The sequence below is a fragment of the Sorangium sp. So ce321 genome (assembly GCF_051530195.1).
Lineage (GTDB): Bacteria > Myxococcota_A > Polyangia > Polyangiales > Polyangiaceae > Sorangium.
Genome location: NZ_CP150329.1, coordinates 13,503,319 through 13,518,459 on the forward strand (window position 1 = coordinate 13,503,319; position 15,141 = coordinate 13,518,459).

Sequence of the window (15,141 nt, forward strand, 5' to 3'; positions counted from 1 at the left end):
CCGCGCGTCTTTCGGTCCGGCGTCGCGTCACCCTTGCTCCAGCGCCTGGGCCGCCGGCGGCGGCGCGTGGCGCGCCCTCTCGCGGTGGGGGGAGCGGGCGGCCAGCCGCTCGAGCGCCCTGGCGGCGACCGCGCCGGACTTGAGCTGTCGTATCTCTGCGGCGGCGGCCTGCGCGCGCTCGCGCAAGGCCCCGTCCGCGAGCAGCGCCCGGAGCCGCGCCCGGATCACCTCCGGCGTCGCCTCGGCGAGGGGCAGGCGATGAGCGAACCCTCCGCGCTCCGCCTGCGCGGCGTTGATGTGCTGGTCGCCGAAGAGCGGGATGATCAGCATCGGGACTCCGTGCTCCAGCGCGCGCCCGATGGTGCCCCAGCCGCCGTGTGTGATCACCGCCGCCACCCTGGGGAACACCTCCTCGTGGGGCAGATATCGCTCGATCCGGACGTGTTCTCCGAGGCCGGTGGGAACGTCCTCCGCGCTGGCGGCCGTGGCGAGGATGGGGATCCCCATCGGCGCGACCGCCAGGAGCACGCGCCGGAGCAGGCCGCCGTCCTTGCCCGTGGTCGTGGTGCTCACGAGGACCGTGCCGGGCTGCACCTTCACGGGGGCGGAGGGGTGCGACGCCTCGGGGCCGCGCCCGCTGGGCACGTTGAACGAGACCGGGCCGGCGAAGAGCTGCCGCTCCTGGAGCGCGACGTCGGGGACGAAGCCGCGGTGGGCCATCACGACATGGAGCTCCGGCGACGTCGCGACGCGCACGAACTCCGCCAGCCCGCCCGGGCGGCGCGGCGGCAGGCCGAGCGCCGCGCGCGCCCGCGAGAGCGGCAGGAGCCTGTCGGCGAGGGCGTGGAGGAGCGCGGGACGCTCGGTGACGAGCCGCGGGAGCGGGAGCGACCGCGCGAGCAGCGGTAGCCCCGCCGCGTCGAGCACCGTCGCGGCGTTCCCCGCGCTCGCCCAGGGGATGCCCGCGCGCTCGGCCGCGTAGCCCGCGCCGAAGCCGAAGGTGTCATGGACGAGGCAGTCCACGCGCTCGCGCCGGAGGATGGGCGTGAGCTCCTCGGCGAGCTCCACGCTGCTCTCGATCAGGGCCTCGCGGAACCGGATCAGGTTGCGGGGGATGGTCGGGACCCACCGCAGCGCGCCCTCTACCGGGCGATCGCGGAGCCGCATCACGATGTTGTGGTGACGGGCATAGGGCACGAGCTCGGCGCCCGCCGCCCTGACGGCGGCCTCCGCCGAGGCCTGCGTGTGCACGAGCACCCGATGGCCGCGCGCGGTCAGCCCCCGCGCGAGCTCGAGGATGCGGAGCAGGTGCCCCGTCTCGGCCGGGGCGGTCATGAGGAAGGTGAAGGGCCCGGGCACACCGCCGGATGTCGCGGGCGCGTCCGGGAGATCGGGTGAACGGGGTGAGCCGCTGCTGGATTCGATCGGTTTCATCATGCGTCCTCGGCGCTCCTCTGGCGTTGTTCGCCTGTCGAACGTTGCATGGCGCCTCGCAGATCGAGGCTCGGTCGAATGCGTGCGCGCGGCGGTCATCGCGCGTCTCCGGCCGGATCGAGCGTCCGGCAGAGCACGTCGGCCACGAACTCGACGTAGGCGCGGCCGTCAGCCTGGCTGAAGCCGTTGCGCGAGATGTGCTGGTGGAACGGGCGGAACTGCAGCGCGCCGAGGAAGAGGTCGGCCGCGTGCTCGGGCGGGATCGGGCGCAGGATGCCCCGCGCGACCGCGCGCGCGAACCACGCCGCGAGCTCCCTGCGCGCCCGCACCGGCGGGAAATCTTCCCGTCGCTCGTAGGCGGTATCGAGGGTGAAGCCGGCCGAGCGGAGCACCGCGATGCACGGCACGATGCGATCGAGGTACACGGAGATCTCCTCCGCGAGCTCCAGGAGCTGGGCCCGCGCCGCGCGGTCGTCGGGGCCGGATCGCGCCCGCGCCATCCACGGCTGCTCCGACGCGGGGAGCAGCGCGGCGCGCATCAGCTGCTCCTTGGTGCCGAAGCGCTGGAACAGCACCCCGTGCGAGATGCCGAGCCGCGCCGCGATGACGGTCGTCGACACGCCGGCTCCGTGCTCGAGGAAGCAGGCGCGGGCCTCCTCGAAGATCTCCTCGTCGGTGACGCTACGCGGGCGGACCATTCATTACTGACATGACACTTACGAATGAAGATGCAAGGGAGCTCTCGGCCTCTTCCCGCCGCCCCCCGCCGGCGAACCGTGATGTAATCCCCGCGCGCCCCTCGAGCGTCGCGGGGCGGCCATCCCGCGGTGATCCCTTGGCCGATTCAGCCCCGAAAGCGACGATCGTCGTGCTCGAGCGGAACCGCGTCGTCGGCCAGCGGATCGCACGCGTCATGTCGGCCGCCGCCGGCATGCAGGACGTGCCCGTGGCCAGCGATCCTGCCGAGCTCCGCGCGCGGCTGTCCGACCGCCCCCTGCTGCTCGGCTGCGACGCCGCCGACCTCGAGCTCGCGCTCGAGTGGGCCGCCGAGCGCTACCCCAGCCTGCACCTCATGGTGTGGACCTCGGGCAGCACCGACGCGGTCCTCCACGCCGCCCTCAAGGAGCCGCGGCTCTCCAGCATCGTCGGGTGGCCGAGCTTCGCCTCGATGCCCAGGCCGTGGGAGATCGCGCTCGCCGTCCGGCGCATCCTCAAGCCGCTGGCGCTCGCGCCGCGCCTCTCCGACCTGCTCTCCTGGGGCGCCACCATCGTGAAGTGGCGCCCGAGGACGAGCGAGGACCGGGACCGCACCGTCGGCGAGGTGGCGCAGTGGGCCGAGCGCGCCGGCGCCCCCGCGCGTGTCGCCGAGCGGCTCGCCGCGCTCGCGCACGAGCTGCTCATGAACGCCATGTACGACGCGCCCGTCGATGGCCACGGGCGCCCGCGCTACACGCACGACCGGCGGTGCGACATCGTCCTCGAGGAGAGCGAGATCCCCACGCTGCGGCTCGGCACCGACGGCGCGCACATCGCGCTCCAGGCGCACGACCCGTTCGGCGGCCTCCGGCGGCACCACGTCTTCGAGGGCATCACCCGCGGCCTGAGCGCCCGCGGCGCCGACGCCGCCCGCGCCGCCGTGCTCGACACCTCGCGCGGCGGCGCCGGCCTCGGCATGCTCAAGATCTACGCGGCCGGCGCGGTGCTGGTCGTCGACGTCTCGCCCACCGCCTCCACCCTGGTGACCTCCTTCTGGGATCTCGACGTGAACCCGCGCGAGTTCCGCTCGCTCCCCGCCTCCGTCCACTTCTTCGAGCGCTCCACGCCCCCGATGGAGACCCTGGAGCGGACCGGGTGGTGACGCGCGGCCTCGCGGCGCGCCCTCCGCGGCCCGGCCGGGGCGGTGGCCGTGGCTGAGATCGATCCGCTCCTCGCGCGGCAGCTCCGGCGCCTCGGGCTCGAGGACCTCAGCGAGCCGCCCGACCGGGAGACCTGGAGCAAGGTCGTCGCGCGGATCAGCGAGCACTACCGCCACGTCGCCGACGACCGGAGCCTGCTCACCCGCTCGCTCGACCTCTCCACGAACGAGATGGGCGCGCTGCACCGGCAGCTGCTCGCCGAGCGGGACCGCCTGCGCAGCGTCGTCGTGGCCATCGGCGACGCGCTCACCCTCTTCCACGACGCCGCCAACTCGCAGGTGGAGCCGTCGATGCCGCTCGAGGTCACCTCGACGATCTCCACGGCCAAGCGGCGCTTCGCGTCGAAGCTCAGCGAGCTCCTCTCGCTGGGCGGCGCGGCGCAGGGCGGCGCGGGCGCCGACACGGCCGGCTCGGACGAGGCGATCAACGAGGTCCGCGTCCAGCTCGTCGCGCTCGGGGACCGGCTCGTGCAGCTGCTCTACGACACGGCGGAGCGGGCGTCGCTGAAGAAGCAGCTCGAGGTGGCGCGCGCCGTCCAGCAGATGCTGGTGCCGGGCGACGACGTCATCGAGCGGCGCTCGCTGCGGCTCGCCAGCCACTTCCAGCCCGCGGCGGAGTGCGGCGGCGACTGGTGGACCTTCCACGACCTGCCGGACGGCAAGCTGCTCACGGTCATCGGCGACGTGACCGGGCACGGCATCTCCTCCGCGATCATCACGGGCGCGGCGAAGGCCGCGTGCGACGTCGCGCGCACGTTCGGGGGCGAGGCGCTCAGCGCCGAGCAGGTGCTCCGGCTCATGAACTGCTCGATCTTCGAGGCGGGGAAGCAGCGGTACCTGATGACGTGCGCGGCGTGCATCTTCGATCCGGAGGCGCGCACGCTGACCGTCGCGAACGCCGGCCACCCGTTCCCGTACCTGGTCAGGAACAGCACCGTCCGACAGATCGCCTCGCAGGGCTCGCCGCTCGGGGCGGCGAGCTCTGCCGAGTACACGTCGAGCACCGTGCTCCTGGAGGGCGGCGACGCCCTCCTCTGGTTCACCGACGGCGTGACCGAATGTGAGAACGCGGAGAGCGAGCAGTTCAGCGAGCGGCGGCTGCGGGCGCTCTTCCAGAGCGTGGCCACCTGCGCGCCCGAGGAGGCGCGGGACGCGATCGTCACGGCGGTGACCAGGTTCCGCGGCGAGCGACCCCTCGACGATGACATGACCCTCGTCGTCGCCCGCGTGCTGTAGCCTGGGGGCGAGGAGCCCCATGATCCTCGAGACGTTCCACTACGATCGGGACAGCCGGAAGTGGTCGGTGCGGGTGCTGCCCGTGCTCGACAGCGACCGGACGCTGGTGCTCGTGTTCGGCGCGCCGGAGTTCCTGGACGACCCTGGGGCGATCCGTGAGCTGCGGCGGGCGTACCCGAGATCGCACATGGTGGGTTGCTCGAGCGCGGGGGAGATCGCGGGCACGTCGGTGCGCGACGGGACGCTGTCGGTGGCGGTGGCGCGGTTCGAGCGCACGACGCTGGCGGCGGCGCAGGTGGAGGTGGCGAGCGCGTCGGACTCGTTCGCAGGGGGTCAAGCGCTGGCGCGGAAGCTGGAGCGCCCGGGGCTGCGCGGGGTGGTGGTGCTGTCGGAGGGGCTCGGGGTGAACGGCAGCCAGCTGGTGCGGGGGCTGAACGCGGTGCTGCCCGAGTCGGTGGTGGTGGCGGGCGGGCTGTCGGGGGACGGGACGCGGTTCCAGCGGACGTGGGTGTGCCTCGGGGACACGGTGCGCAGCGGGATGGTGGCCGCCGTGGGGCTGTACGGCGAGCACGTGGTGATCCAGCACGGGTCCAAGGGCGGCTGGGACAAGTTCGGCCCTGAGCGGGTGGTGACGCGCTCGGAGGGCAACGTGCTGTACGAGGTCGACGGCCGGCCGGCGCTGTCGCTGTACAAGGAGTACCTCGGGGACAAGGCGGCGGAGCTCCCGGCGTCGGCGCTGCTGTTCCCGCTGGCGATGCGGGCGACGGCGCAGGACGAGAAGTCCCTCGTGCGGACGGTGCTCGCGGTGGACCACGAGGCGGAGTCGATGACGTTCGCGGGGGACGTGCCGAAGGGGCACCTCGTGCAGCTGATGAAGGCGGACTTCGAGCGGCTGATCGGGGGCGCGGAGCAGGCGGCGCGGGCGGCGAGCGAGGCGGGCCGGGCGGGGGGCGAGGGCGCGCTGGCGATCGCGATCAGCTGCGTGGGGCGGCGGATCGTGCTGGGCGACCGGACCGAGGAGGAGGTCGAGGCGGTGCTGGACGTGCTGCCGCGGGGCACGCGGGTGACGGGCTTCTACTCGTACGGCGAGATCTCGCCCTACGCGACGGGCCACTGCGACCTGCACAACCAGACCATGACCCTCACCGTCCTGTCCGAGTCGTCCCCGCTGCTCGTCCGGAGCGAGGAGCCGCGCGAGCGGAGGCCGCGCGCCGCGGCGCGGGCGCCGGCCGTGGCCGCGCGCGTCGTCGCGCAGCCGGCGGGCGGGATGGCGGAGTTCGAGGAGCTCGAGATCGCGTCCGACACAGCCTTCGAGCCGCCGTCGTTCGCGACGCCCGCGTCGAGCGCGGCGCGCGGGATGCAGCTCGAGACGTTCTCGTTCTCGCGCGAGACGGGCAAGTGGTCGGTGCGGGCGCTGCCCGCGCTCGACGGCGACCGGACGCTGGTGCTCGTGTTCGGCGCGCCGGAGTTCCTGGACGACCCTGGGGCGATCCGTGAGCTGCGGCGGGCGTACCCGAGATCGCACATGGTGGGTTGCTCGAGCGCGGGGGAGATCGCGGGCACGTCGGTGCGCGACGGGACGCTGTCGGTGGCGGTGGCGCGGTTCGAGCGCACGACGCTGGCGACGGCGCAGGTGGAGGTGGCGAGCGCGTCGGACTCGTTCGCGGCGGGCCAGGCGCTGGCGCGGAAGCTGGAGCGCCCGGGGCTGCGCGGGGTGGTGGTGCTGTCGGAGGGGCTCGGGGTGAACGGCAGCCAGCTGGTGCGGGGGCTGAACGCGGTGCTGCCCGAGTCGGTGGTGGTGGCGGGCGGGCTGTCGGGGGACGGGACGCGGTTCCAGCGGACGTGGGTGTGCCTCGGGGACACGGTGCGCAGCGGGATGGTGGCCGCCGTGGGGCTGTACGGCGAGCACGTGGTGATCCAGCACGGGTCCAAGGGCGGCTGGGACAAGTTCGGCCCTGAGCGGGTGGTGACGCGCTCTGAGGGCAACGTGCTGTACGAGGTCGACGGCCGGCCGGCGCTGTCGCTGTACAAGGAGTACCTCGGGGACAAGGCGGCGGAGCTCCCGGCGTCGGCGCTGCTGTTCCCGCTGGCGATGCGGGCGACGGCGCAGGACGAGAAGTCCCTCGTGCGGACGGTGCTCGCGGTGGACCACGAGGCGGAGTCGATGACGTTCGCGGGGGACGTGCCGAAGGGGCACCTCGTGCAGCTGATGAAGGCGGACTTCGAGCGGCTGATCGGGGGCGCGGAGCAGGCGGCGCGGGCGGCGAGCGAGGCGGGTCTGGCGGGGGGCGAGGGCGCGCTGGCGATCGCGATCAGCTGCGTTGGGCGGCGGATCGTGCTGGGCGACCGGACCGAGGAGGAGGTCGAGGCGGTGCTGGACGTGCTGCCGCGGGGCACGCGGGTGATGGGCTTCTACTCGTACGGCGAGATCTCGCCCTACGCGACGGGCCACTGCGACCTGCACAACCAGACCATGACCCTCACCGTCCTCTCCGAGTCGCTCACGCCGCTGCCGACGGCCGATGACGCCGAGCGCGCCTCCTCGACGCCGCGCGCGGCGCACGGCGGCGAGGAGGCGCGGCCGACCGTCCGCGTGCCGCCGAACGGCCACCGGGGGTCGCACCCGCGGCTCTCCGGGCCCGCCTCGGGGCCTGTCTCGTCGAGCCGCCTGCCCACCGCCGTGGACAGGCAGTCGTCGCCCTCCCGGCCGCAGCGCGCCGCGCCGACGCGGAGCGTGCCGCCCGCCGGCGCCGCCGGCCGCCTCGACAGCCTCGTCTTCGACAGGCGCAAGATCGGCGACGTCCTCGTCGTCCGGCTCGCCGGGCGCATGACCGAGGCGTTCAAGGGCGCGGCGCTCGCCAGGGAGCTCGACGGCAGGGTGCTGCTCGACCTCGCCGGCGTCGAGCGGATCACGTCGTTCGGCGTCCGCGAGTGGCTCCAGATGATCCAGGCGGCCCAGCCCCGCCTCCGCGCCCTCTACCTCGCGCGCTGCTCCGAGCCGGTCATCAACCAGCTCAGCATGATCCGGCGGTTCGCCGGCGGCGGGCAGGTGGTCTCGTTCTACGCGCCCTACTGCTGCGAGCCGTGCGGCGCCCAGTTCGAGCGCCTCGTGGACTGCGCCCACGACGCGGCCTCGCTCGCCGAGGGCAAGCCGCCCGAGGCGCTGTGCCCTCGCTGCGGCGGCGCCGGCGCCTTCGACGACGACGCCGAGACCTACTTCGGGTTCGTCGCGCAGCACGGCGCCGGCGCGATCCCGCCCGAGGTGCGGGAGATCCTGCTCGAGCTCGAGAAGGGCGACGACCCTGTCGGCGGCGAGGCGGTGGAGAAGTCCGTCGAGGGGCGCGTCACCCGGCTGAAGGTGGGGAGCAAGATGACCGCCTCGCTCCGCTGGAGCCGCATCATCGACGGCCTCGAGGGCCAGGTCGTCTTCGACCTGAGCAGCGTCCCCGGCGTCACGTCCGAGGGCGCGGCGCGCTTCGAGTCGGCGCTCCGCAAGCTGGACGGCGCCGTCGAGGCCGTCCGCATCGAGGGCTGTCCCCGGCTGCTCGCCGAGCGCATGGCGAGCCCCTCCTGGCCGCAGCTCGCGCGGGTCGAGTCCGCGCTCGTCGAGGGGCGCTGCGCGTCGTGCGGCGCGACGCGGACCGCGCTCGTCGAGGTCGAGCGGCAGGCCGACCTCCTCCGCAGCGGCCACGATCCGAGCGTCACCTGCAAGCGCTGCAACACGCCGCTCGCCTTCGACGGCTCCCGCTCGCTGCTCTACCTGCTCGGCGCCCACGCCGCGCGCCCGCCCTCGGCCCCGCCGCCCGCCCTCGCGACGGCGCGCTCCCCGCAGCCGCCGCAGCCGGCCGCCCCGGCGCCAGCGCCACCGTCGGCGCAGCCAGCCGCCCCGGCGGCAGCGCCACCGTCGGCGCAGCCAGCCGCCCCGGCGGCAGCGCCGCAGCCGCGGCAGCCGGCCGTCCCGGCGGCGACGTCGGTGCAGCCCGGCGCGGGCACGAGCGCGGCGTTCATCGCGCTGCTCGGCGTCGTCGCCCTCGTCGCCGCCGGCTTCGCGGCCTTTCGCAGCGGCGGGAGCCCCGCCGCGCTGCCCGCGGCCTCGGCGGCGCCCGCGCCGCCCGCGGCCTCGTCGGCGCCCGCGTCGCCCGCGCTGGCCGCGCGCGCGCCGGCGCCCTCGGCGAGCGCCCGGGCCTCCGCGGGCTGGTCCTCGATCGACGACCTCCCGCCGCCGTGGGTGGAGCGGCCGTTCGTCATCGAGGGTGAGAGCGTCTTCGTCGTCGGCCGCGGCGGCCCCACGGCCAGCGAGGCGGACGCGCTCGCCGCGGCGCGCAACAACGCGATCGAGCGCCTCACGTCCGGCCTTGCCGTCGAGCTCGCGAGCTCTCCGGTGGCCGAGCTGCTCGTCGTGCATCCGCCGGCCGAGGTCAGGCCGGCGCAGCGCGCCGAGGTCATCGAGCGCATCGCCGGGCGCTTTCTCGCCCAGGTCGGATCGTTCGCGACGCCCGAGCGCGTGGACGCCGTCGTGCGGCGCGAGGGCGGCGGCGTCGTCGCCTTCGCGCGCTACCGGCTGCCGCGGCAGAGCTTCGAGGCGGCGGCGGCGAGCTACCGCCAGACGGCCACGTTCCAGGGGATCACCGTGGCGCGCTTCTTCCCCCAGCTCGAGGCGAGCGCCCGCACCGCCGGCGACCTCGTCGTCGTCGCGGTGGAGCGCCCCCGTCAGGGTGCGGAGGCGGAGATTGTCGCAGGCGACGTGGTGCTCTCGGTCAACGAGCGCCCCGTCTACTCGGTCGAGGTCTTCGGGAAGGCGACGGCCGACGCGTGGGCGCGCACCGCGCGCGGTGGTACGGTAACGGTCCAGATCGAGTCGCGCGGCGAGCGCCGCAGCGTGAGCTTCGCGAAGTCCCAGGCCGACCCTCGATGAGCCCCATGATCGCTCGCCGCGCCCCTGGACAGCTGACGCCGCCGGCCCGCACGGCGGAGGCGGGCGCATGAGCGAGCGCCACGCCGCCGGTCCGATGAGCGCCGCGTCGCGGCGCCCGACGGCGCTCGGCAGGTACCGCCTGCTCAAGAAGATCGGCATGGGCGGGATGGCCGAGATCTGGGCGGCCTCCGTCGCGGGCATCTCGGGCGTGCGGAAGATCTGCGTGGTCAAGCAGATCCTCCCGCACCTCGCGGACAGCCCCGAGTTCGTGCGGATGTTCCTCGATGAGGCGCGCATCGCCGCCACCCTGGACCACCCCAACCTCGTCCAGATGTACGACATCGAGGAGGTCGACGGCGTCCCGGTCATCGCCATGGAGTACCTCCACGGCGAGGACCTCAGGACGCTCAAGAAATTGCTGAGGACAGCGGGGCGGCGCATGCCGGTCGAGCACGCGATCACGATCGCGGCCGGCGTCGCGGCCGGGCTCCACTACGCGCACGAGAAGGTCGGCTTCGACGGCAAGCCGCTCAACATCGTCCACCGCGACGTGTCCCCGCACAACGTGTTCGTCACCTACGACGGGGCCGTGAAGATCCTCGACTTCGGGATCGCGAAGGCGGCGAACCGCGTGAACGAGACGCGCGACGGCGCGCTCAAGGGCAAGGTCCCGTACATGTCGCCCGAGCAGTGCACGAGCGAGAAGCTCGACCGCCGGAGCGACATCTACTCGGTGGGCATCCTGCTCTACGAGATGTCGACCGGCAGCCGGCTGTTCCGGCGCGGCGCCACCGAGTTCGAGCTGATGCGGGCGATCGTCGAGGATCCGGTGATGCCGCCGAGCCAGGTGTGCAGCGACTACCCGAAGGTCCTGGAGCGCATCGTGCTCAGGTGCCTCGATCGGGATCGTGAGAAGCGGTACCCGACGGCGCGGGATCTCCAGATCGACCTCGAGGCCTTCGCCCGCGAAGAGCGGCTCGCCACCTCGGCGCTCGCGCTGTCGTCGTTCATGGCGGAGCTGTTCGGCCAGCGGGTGGAGGCCTGGCGGGGCGCGCTCGGCTCGGAGACCGAGCTCCTGTCGCACATCGTCGAGAAGCAGGAGTCGATGCAGAACGACGACTCCTTCGGGGGCGAGCTCGACGTCGGCGCCGGGTCGCCGCCGAGCCTGCGCAGCGCCGAGCGCCCTGGCGGGGCCGCGACGAAGCTGTCGGCGCCGCTCTTCTCCTCGGCCTCGCGGATGGAGTCGGCGCACGACCTCGACCCGCCGCCGCCCGCGCGCACCCGGCGGCACCCCTCGCTGCCCGCCGTGGACGCCGGCGCCGGGGCGGAGCTCGAGGGGGCGCACGGGCACGCGCCGCGGGCCCTCACGGTGACCCGGCGCAAGCTGGGCAACCTGCTCATCGTCTCGCTGTCGGGCCGGATGACCGAGGAGCTCCAGGGGCTCGCGGTGGCGCGGGGCATCTCCGGCCGCGTGCTCTTCGACCTCGGCGGGGTGCAGCGGGTCACGTCGTTCGGCGTGCGCGAGTGGATGGCGATGCTGGCCGAGGTCTCGCTGCACGCGTCCGAGCTCTACATCGGCCGCTGTACCGAGCCGATCGTGAACCAGGTCAGCATGATCCGCCGCTTCTTCGGCGACGGGCGCATCGTGTCGTTCTACGGCCCGTACCGGTGCGAGCGGTGCGGCCACGCGTTCGAGCGGCTGTTCGACTGCGACCGGGACGCGCACGTCGTCAGGACGCACGAGCCGCCCGCGGGCCCCTGCCCGCGCTGCGGCGGGGCGGCGGTGTTCGACGACGACGCCGAGAGCTACTTCGCGTTCGCGGTCAGCCACGCGGGGATCCAGCTGCCGCACGACGTGCGGGTGGCGCTCGACGAGATCGCGCGGCTCGACGCCGGCACGCCCGAGGCGATCGAGAAGACGGTCGACGAGCGCGGGACGCGCATCCGGGTGCGCTGCAAGCTCGACGCGCAGGTGCGGTGGAAGCGCGCGCTCGACGGGATCGAGGGGGATCTGGTGCTCGATCTCGCGGGCGCGGCGGGGGCGACGCCCGAGGGGGCGCGGGCGCTCGAGCTCGGGCTCCGCGCGCTGGGCGACGAGGTGACGTCGATCCAGATCGAGGGCTGTCCGGTCGCGCTGCTCGACCACCTCGCCTCGGCGGCGCCCCCGCTGCGGGCGACGGTGGCCTCGGCGCTCGTCGACGGCCTGTGCGAGCGGTGCGACGCGCCGAGGCAGACGCTGCTCGACGTGAGGGAGGCGGTCCAGGCCGCGCTCGAGGACCGGGAGCCGTACATGCCGTGCAAGCGGTGCAACGCGCCGCTCTCGTTCCTGTCGCTCCGGCCGGTGCTGAAGCGGCTCGGCGCCGCGCTGGAGCCGCCGCGCGCGCCGGCCGGGGAGCCCGCGCCGGGGGCGGCGAGGGGCTCCGCAGCGGCGGCGAGCGCGGCGGCGGCGCCGGGGGCCGCGGCGGCGGCGGTGGCGAAGGGAGCGGCGGCGGCGGCGGTGGCGAAGGGAGCGGCGGCGACGAGGGGCCCGGCCGCGGAGGCGGACGGGGGGGCGGCGTCGTCGCCGGGGGCGGCATCGTCGCCGGGAGCGGCGTCGTCGCCGGGAGCGGCGTCGTCGCCGGGGGCGGCGTCGTCGCCCGGGTCTTCGGCGACGGCGGGGGCGGCGTCGCGCCCGCGGGGCCCCGCCCCGGCGAGGGCGTCCGCGGCTGGCTCGCGCTGGGCGTTCGTGGCGGTCGCGGTGTCGGCGCTGCTTCTGCTCCTCAGCGTGGGCTTCGCGTTCCGGGGCTGGGGCCGCTCGCGCGCTTCGGCTGGCGCCGGCGCGGGGGCCGCGGCCTCGGCGAGCGCTGGGCGGCGCGCGGCGCTGCCGGCCGACGAGATGCCGCCCTGGATGCTGCACCCGTTCGCGGCCGAGGGCGACGCGATCTTCGTGGTCGGCGAGGGCACCGGCGAGAGCCGCGAGGCGGCGCTGTCGGCCGCGCGCGCGGACGCGATCTCCCGGCTGGCGAGCAACGTCGTCCCGGCGCTCGCCGGGTCGCAGGCGTACGGCTTCATCCAGGCGCGCGGCGGCGGCGCGCGGCGCGCCGGCATGGCGGAGGCCGAGGCGAACCGCTACCTGAAGCAGGTCGGCGCGTTCGCCACCCCCGAGCGCGTCGACGCGCGCTTCCAGGTCCGCGACGGCGCGGTGCTGGCGATCGCGCGCTACCGCATGCGCAAGGAGAGCTTCGACGCCGCCGTGCAGAGCTACCGGCGGACGGTGAGCGCGCTCGGGCTGACCGCGGCGCCGATCTTCCCCTTGCTCGAAGGCGAGCTGAAGACGACCGGCGACGCCGTCGTTGTCGCCGTGGAGGATCCCGGTCCCGCGGCGGCCGCGGGCGTGCGCGTCGGCGACGTGGTCGTCGCCGTCAACGGCCGGCCGCTCGCGAACTTTGACGCGTTGCGTTACGCGCTGCAGAACATGCGTGGGGGCAGCGCGGTCGAGCTCACGGTCGAGTCGGGCGGCGCGAGGCGGACGATCGCGATCAAGGCACAGGGCGGGGCGCGGGGAGGGGGCTGAGCCCGGGCGGGTCGCGCTTGCGCTGGCGTCGCGGCGTCACGGCGTCACGGCGTCATGGCGTCACGGGAAGGCTCGCCGGCGCCGGAGCGTGCGCGCGGCTTGTTGCTCTTCGACGCCGCTGGATCTGGTGGCAGCGCCGTCACGGGCGCCGCGCCCGCAGGGTGCCTGCGGTATGCTGGACGGGCGGCGCTCTCGGTCGGAGGTCTCGAACATGCGCGGCCTGGAAGAGATCCAAGGGCTGGAGGTCGGAAGCCTGATCGCGGGCAGGTACCGCGTGAATCGGCTGCTCGCCAAGGGAGCGATGGGCGCGGTGGTCGCCGCGACGCACGTGGAGCTCGACGAGCTCCGGGCGATCAAGCTGCTGCTGCCGGCCACGGCCGCGGATCCGGAGATGTGCGAGCGTTTCCTCCGGGAAGCGCGGATCGCGGCGCGGCTGAAGAGCGATCACGTGGTGAAGGTGCACGAGATCGGGCAGCTCGACGGCGGCTTGCCCTTCATGGTGATGGAGTTCCTGGCGGGCCGCGATCTCCGGGTCATCCGCAAGCAGCGGGGCCCGCTGCCGATCGAGGAGGCGACGCTCTACGTGATCCAGGCCTGCGACGCGCTCGCGGAGGCTCACGCGCTCGGGCTCGTGCACCGCGACGTGAAGCCGGCGAACCTGTTCTTGACGCACGCCGGCGACGGCGCGCCGTGCATCAAGGTGCTCGACTTCGGCATCTCCAAGGTATCGAGGGCGGCGTCGCTGGGCGTCTCCGAGATGCAGACGAGCACGGGACAGATGCTCGGGACGCCGCACTACATGCCTCCCGAGCAGATGCGGGGGCAGCGCGACGTCGACGCGCGCGCGGACATCTGGGCGATCGGCTCGCTCCTCTACGTGCTGCTCACGGGCCGGTATCCCATGCACGCGCGCTCGGTCCAGACGGTCTCGCTGGTGCTCGGGGGCAAGTTCGTGCCGTCGCTGCCGTCGAAGGTCCGCCGCGGGCTCACGCCGGAGATCGACCCGATCATCATGCGGTGTCTGGAGCGGGACCGCGACAGGCGCTGGCCCGACGTGGCGGAGCTGGCGCTGGCGCTGAGCCCCTTCGCGCCGCCCGCTGCGCAGCCGCTCGTCGAGCGCATCCAGCGGGTGCTCCGCGGAGGGCCGCGCGAGGGGACGGCCGGCGCGCCGGCCAGCGCGGGGGGCGCCGGCACGCGGGACGGCGGCGCGACTCCCGATGCGTCCGGCCCGGGCTCCTCGACGGGCGGTGTCGTGCTCGCGCTGCGCCCCGACGAGCCGCTCCCGGCTCCCCCGCCACCCTCGGTTCCTCGGGCGGCGACGGGCGCTGCGGGGCCAGGCGAGGCCGCCGCGGCCAGGGCGGGCGTCGAGCCGGTGGCCAGCCCTGCGGTGCCCGCAGAGGCCGCCCTCGCCGCGACCAGGGCGGGCGTCGAGCCGGCGGTCGGCGCCGCGGGGCCGGGCGAGGCCGCCGCCGTTGCGGACTGGCCGCCGCTCGACGACGTCCTCGTCGGGGAGGCGACGCTCGCCAGGTTGAGGCCGCGCGGCAGCGTCCTGGCGTCGCGGATCTGGCGGCTGCTCTCGCCCCCCGGGGTGGCGGCGGTGGCGGTGGCGATCGTCGCCGTGCTGCTCGTGGGGGGGACGCAGTGCGCGGAGCCACCAGAGCAGCCGGATGAGTCCAGTCGATCGTCCGGAGATCGCGCTACCGGGCCGCCCCCTGCGGGCGCACGCCTGACCGAGGCGGGCAGCGCCGATTCCGCCGGTCACGCCGCTGTGGCCGCCGCGACCCCCTCCGCGTCGCCGTCGCCCTCGTCCGAGCCGGTGTCGAACGCCCGGCGCGAGGAGCTCCGAGAGCGGGCGCCGCGAGTGGAGCGCGGTCCCCCGGCGCGCGCCGCGGCCGCGCCGAGGTTCCCGGCGAGCAGGAGCGTCCCGGTTCCTGGCTCCTCCGCGCGAAGGCAAGCGTTGTCGGTCACCGCTCCGCCTCGATGACGCCGGAGCGGTCGACTCCGGTGCTGCGGAGTGTCGCGCGGCTCAAGAGCGGGTGGTGGTCGGGGTTGAACATGAAGGCGGGAAGAAAAGCTCGATGAGCTTCC

Annotated in this window: 7 protein-coding genes; 5 read left to right on the forward strand and 2 right to left on the reverse strand. The window is 74.7% G+C overall.

What is annotated here, in order from left to right; genetic code table 11:
- Positions 1-27: 27 nt before the first annotated feature.
- Both WME89_RS50145 and WME89_RS50150 read right to left on the reverse strand, forming a co-directional pair.
- Positions 28-1,437, reverse strand: a complete 1,410-nt coding sequence (locus tag WME89_RS50145; RefSeq protein ID WP_438006594.1) for a glycosyltransferase — start codon at positions 1,435-1,437, stop codon at positions 28-30.
- Between the two features lie 92 nt (positions 1,438-1,529).
- Positions 1,530-2,132, reverse strand: coding sequence for a TetR/AcrR family transcriptional regulator (locus tag WME89_RS50150; RefSeq protein ID WP_438006595.1), 603 nt, complete (start codon positions 2,130-2,132; stop codon positions 1,530-1,532).
- Between the two features lie 137 nt (positions 2,133-2,269).
- Here WME89_RS50150 and WME89_RS50155 point away from each other — a divergent pair, with 137 nt between their 5' ends.
- The 5 genes from WME89_RS50155 (at position 2,270) to WME89_RS50175 (ending at position 15,037) form a co-directional block, all read left to right on the forward strand.
- Positions 2,270-3,292: a hypothetical protein gene (locus WME89_RS50155; RefSeq protein ID WP_438006596.1), complete on the forward strand. Its 1,023-nt coding sequence runs from the start codon at positions 2,270-2,272 to the stop codon at positions 3,290-3,292.
- A gap of 48 nt (positions 3,293-3,340) precedes the next feature.
- The gene (locus WME89_RS50160; RefSeq protein ID WP_438006597.1) at positions 3,341-4,585 is read left to right on the forward strand and encodes a PP2C family protein-serine/threonine phosphatase; all 1,245 of its coding nucleotides are present in this window, start codon (positions 3,341-3,343) and stop codon (positions 4,583-4,585) included.
- Positions 4,586-4,604: 19 nt separating this feature from the next.
- Positions 4,605-9,500: an FIST N-terminal domain-containing protein gene (locus tag WME89_RS50165; protein WP_438006598.1), complete on the forward strand. Its 4,896-nt coding sequence runs from the start codon at positions 4,605-4,607 to the stop codon at positions 9,498-9,500.
- Between the two features lie 67 nt (positions 9,501-9,567).
- Entirely contained in the window at positions 9,568-13,053 is a 3,486-nt protein-coding gene (locus WME89_RS50170; protein WP_438006599.1) for a protein kinase domain-containing protein, read from the forward strand.
- A gap of 211 nt (positions 13,054-13,264) precedes the next feature.
- Positions 13,265-15,037 (forward strand): serine/threonine-protein kinase, encoded by a 1,773-nt coding sequence (locus tag WME89_RS50175; RefSeq protein ID WP_438006600.1) that lies wholly within the window; start codon positions 13,265-13,267, stop codon positions 15,035-15,037.
- Positions 15,038-15,141: the final 104 nt, after the last annotated feature.

Excerpts from the sequence above, each read along its gene's own strand:
- WME89_RS50170 (WP_438006599.1), top strand. The coding sequence starts at position 9,568 with ATGAGCGAGCGCCACGCCGCCGGTCCGATGAGCGCCGCGTCGCGGCGC.
- WME89_RS50175 (WP_438006600.1), top strand. The coding sequence starts at position 13,265 with ATGCGCGGCCTGGAAGAGATCCAAGGGCTGGAGGTCGGAAGCCTGATC.
- WME89_RS50150 (WP_438006595.1), bottom strand. The coding sequence starts at position 2,132 with ATGGTCCGCCCGCGTAGCGTCACCGACGAGGAGATCTTCGAGGAGGCC.
- WME89_RS50165 (WP_438006598.1), top strand. The coding sequence starts at position 4,605 with ATGATCCTCGAGACGTTCCACTACGATCGGGACAGCCGGAAGTGGTCG.
- WME89_RS50145 (WP_438006594.1), bottom strand. The coding sequence starts at position 1,437 with ATGATGAAACCGATCGAATCCAGCAGCGGCTCACCCCGTTCACCCGAT.